The sequence below is a fragment of the Buchnera aphidicola (Pemphigus obesinymphae) genome, from assembly GCF_026122815.1.
GTDB lineage: Bacteria > Pseudomonadota > Gammaproteobacteria > Enterobacterales > Enterobacteriaceae > Buchnera_C > Buchnera_C aphidicola_BJ.
In genome coordinates, this window is record NZ_JAIWQW010000019.1 from 1,238 (window position 1) to 5,273 (window position 4,036).

Below are 4,036 nucleotides of genomic sequence, written 5' to 3' on the forward strand. Positions count from 1 at the left end.
AAAAAAGAAAATAAAATATAAAATAAATATATTAAAATAATTTTTATTTAATATCTCTACGAAAATCAAATTAAAAAATACTCAAATTTATTATATAATTCTGTAAAAGCAATTTTTTATAGTCATTAAATATCATTATTTTAAAGAGAGAAAATAAAATGTTTAAAGGAAGCATCGTAGCTTTAATTACACCTATGGATGAAAAAGGCAAAATTTGTCAACAAAGCTTAAAAAAATTAATTAATTATCACATTAAAAATGGCACTTCAGCAATTGTTGCAGTTGGAACTACGGGAGAATCAGCTACACTTAATCCTGAAGAACATAGTCGTGTAATTATGCTAACTCTTGACTTGGCTGATGGAAGAATTCCTGTTATTGCTGGTACAGGAGCTAATGCAACATCTGAAAGTATTTTATTAACTAAAAAATTCGAAAAAACAGGTATAACAGCGTGTTTAACGGTAACTCCTTACTATAATAGACCAACTCAAGAAGGTCTATATCAACATTTTAAATCTATTTCTGAAAACAGTGATTTACCTCAAATTCTTTATAATGTTCCAGCTCGTACAGGATGCGATTTAGTACCTGAGACAGTAATTAAATTAGCTAAATTAAAAAATATTATAGGCATTAAAGAAGCTACTGGAGATTTATCAAGAATTCATTTAATAAAACAATACGTTAAAGACGATTTTATAATTTTTAGTGGAGATGATGAAACGGCTTTAGATTTTATGCAGCTAGGCGGAAATGGAGTAATCTCAGTAACAGCTAACATTGCTGCAGCAGAAATGAAAAAAATATGTTCATTAGCATTAAAAAAAGATTTTAATACTGCTCGTCTCATTAACCAACGTTTAATGCCCTTACATAAAGTGCTATTTAAAGAACCGAATCCTATACCAGTTAAATGGGCAGCAAAAAAATTAGGATTAATAAAAACTGATACACTTCGTCTACCTATGACAAAAATTTCGAATTCTACAAAAACTATTTTAAATCAAATACTTGAAGAACTAAAATTGTATCCTTAAAAATTATTATAATGCTTATTATATACTATAATTAAATTTAAATATAATTTTTATTATTTTCATAAAAATAAAATTTAATCTTAAAATATATTAAAACCGATAATACAAAATTTTATTTTAAAATTATCTAAATAAAATTTATTAATCCTAATCTCTATATAATAAAAATTACTTATTGTCTATTAACAACAGAGTATCATTTTGATACTCTGATATATTTTATATAAATAAAAAAACGAATTCAAATATATTTTTCAAAAAATTAAATCTTTTATAATATTCTCGTACATTTTAGTTAATAATTGTAAATCAACAACTTTGGCATATTCATTAACTTTATGAATAGTCTTGTTAATTAAACCTAATTCTACTACTTGTGCTCCCATAATCGAAAAAAAACGACCATCAGAAGTACCACCTGTAGTCAACACTTTTGGGATAATACCACCAACATGTTTAACTACATTTTTAACTGTTTTTAACAAATCACCTGATTGAGTAAGAAAAGGTTTAGCGGAAATATTCCAGTTAATGTCATATTTCAACAAATGTTTAGATAATAATTTATTAACGATATCTTTAATATTATCAGAAGTAATATCATTTCCAAATCGAAAATTAAATTGTACAAAAATTTCTCCTGGAATAATATTGTTCCCACCATTTCCTGATCTAATATCAGTTAATTGCATACTAGTAGATGGAAAATTTATATTTCCAAAACTCCACTTAGTAGATAGTAAAGATGACAGAAAAGGAATAACAAAATGTATCGGATTTTTAGCAAACTGAGGGTATGCAACGTGTCCTTGAATTCCATAAATAGAAAGATTTGCTGTCATAGACCCTCGGCGACCATTTTTAATAACATCTCCTAATATATTAGAACTAGATGGTTCTCCTACTAAACAATAATCAATTTTTTCATTCCGTAAATTTAACTTTTCTAAAACTTTTTTAGTACCATTGATAGCACTTGATTCTTCGTCTGAAGTAATTAAAAAAGATAGTCTTCCATTATGTTTAGGAACAGATGCAACACACCTCTCTACAGCCACTACCATAGCTGCCAAAGCACCTTTCATGTCAGCAGATCCTCTACCAAATAACATTCCGTCTTTCACAATAGATTCAAATGGCAAGGTATTCCAACGACAAATTTTACCCGGATGCACAACATCAGTATGTCCTAATAAAGTTAATGTTTTCCCTTTACCTCTAGTAGCCCATAAATTACAAGTATCCTTAAAATTCATCATTTCTACTGTAAAACCTATATTGGAAAGACGTTTAGCAATAATGTTTTGACATCCTAAATCGAGAGGACTAATAGACGGAATATTAATAAGTTCCTTTGCTAAATTAATAATTGGACAAAACATAAGATATCCTTTAAAATTAAATCAGAATATATGAAAATATTAATTTTAATAAAAATTAAAATATAATAAAAAATATATTAGTAAAAACTTAAATATATAAAAAATAAAATAACGTGCAATTTGTTGCTATATTGATTACTCAAAATCAATCTAATTCAATATATTGGATAAAAATTATCCAAATATATTGAAAAAATATTTAAAGATAAAAATAAAATTTAAAAACTAAAAAAATAATTTTATTTTTTCCACTATAGTTTTCACACTAAAACCAAATTTATCAAACAATTCTTCAGCAGGAGCAGAATCACCGAATGTATCCATTCCGATAATTAAACCATTTAAACCGACATATTTATACCAAAAATCTTTCATACTGGCTTCAATAGCAACCCGTTGAGAAACAACAGAAGGAAGAACCTTTTCACGATAAAATAAATCTTGTTGATCAAATACATCCGTCGAAGGCATTGATACCACTCTGACCTTATAACCAATTGAAACTAATACTTCAGCAACATCTAATGCAATTTTTAATTCAGAACCAGTCGATATAATAATTAAATCAGGAGAAGTAACATTTTCATATAAAATATATCCTCCTCTCTCTATATTATTTATTTGTGATTTAGTTCTAAAAAATTGAGATAAATTTTGACGTGATAAAATTAAAGATGTTGGTCCTTTTTTCCTTTCTATAGCATATTTCCATGCAATAACTGTTTCTATTTGATCACTTGGCCTCCAAACACTCATGTTAGGTGTAAAACGCAAACTTGCTAACTGTTCTACAGGTTGATGTGTTGGACCATCTTCCCCTAAACCAATTGAATCGTGAGTATATATGAGAATTTGTTGAGTTTTCATTAATGCCGCCATACGAACTGCGTTTCGTGCATACTCGACAAAAATTAAAAAAGTGGCACTATATGCTATAAAACCCCCATGTTGTGAAATACCGTTGGAAATTGCAGTCATTCCAAATTCTCTAACACCATAATGAATATAATTCCCAGATAAATTTTTTTTAATTGATGAAGAACCTGACCACATAGTTAAATTGCTAGGAGCAAGATCAGCAGATCCTCCTATTAATTCAGGTAATAAACTACCTAAATTTTCTAATATGTTCTGAGAAGCTTTTCTGGTCGCTATATTTTCAGGATATTTATTTAATTTTTCTAAGAAAATATTAATTTTTTCATCCCAATCATTTGGCAAATCTCTTTGCATGCGACGAATATATTCTTTTGCCAAATCAGGATAATGAATCCTGTACTCATTAAATTTTTTATTCCATATTTCTTCTCTAGATTTCCCGATATTTGTGGCATTCCATTTTTCATAAATTCCATCGGGTATCTGAAAAGATTCATATTTCCACTGTAATGCTTTTTTTGTTAAAAATATTTCTTTTTCTCCCAACGGAGCACCATGCGATTCCGCTGTTCCTGATTTATTGGGAGAACCAAAACCAATTATTGTATTACAAATAATAATAGATGGACGATCTATGACACTTTTAGATTCTATAATAGCATTCCTAATCTCTTCAGGAGCATGACCATCTACATTATCGACAACATGCCAATGATAAGATTTAAAACGCAAAGC

General features: G+C 28.1%; 3 protein-coding genes. 1 reads left to right on the top strand and 2 read right to left on the bottom strand.

Annotation, left to right across the window (positions count from 1 at the left end):
- Positions 1-158: 158 nt before the first annotated feature.
- Positions 159-1,040 carry a 4-hydroxy-tetrahydrodipicolinate synthase gene (gene dapA, locus LDP10_RS02650; protein WP_265197202.1) on the top strand — a complete coding sequence of 294 codons (882 nt, stop codon included), beginning with the start codon at positions 159-161 and terminating at the stop codon, positions 1,038-1,040.
- Between the two features lie 254 nt (positions 1,041-1,294).
- Here the strand turns inward: dapA and dapE are convergent, their stop codons facing one another.
- Together dapE and LDP10_RS02660 are read right to left on the bottom strand one after the other, a co-directional pair.
- Positions 1,295-2,422: a succinyl-diaminopimelate desuccinylase gene (gene dapE, locus LDP10_RS02655; protein WP_265197203.1), complete on the bottom strand. Its 1,128-nt coding sequence runs from the start codon at positions 2,420-2,422 to the stop codon at positions 1,295-1,297.
- A gap of 225 nt (positions 2,423-2,647) precedes the next feature.
- Positions 2,648-4,036 (bottom strand): transketolase family protein (locus LDP10_RS02660; protein WP_265197204.1); only part of this gene is annotated, 1,389 nt, incomplete at its 5' end.

What these genes read in the sequence shown, in the direction of transcription:
- dapA (WP_265197202.1), top strand. Translation starts at nt 159, where the DNA reads ATGTTTAAAGGAAGCATCGTAGCTTTAATTACACCTATGGATGAAAAA.
- dapE (WP_265197203.1), bottom strand. Translation starts at nt 2,422, where the DNA reads ATGTTTTGTCCAATTATTAATTTAGCAAAGGAACTTATTAATATTCCG.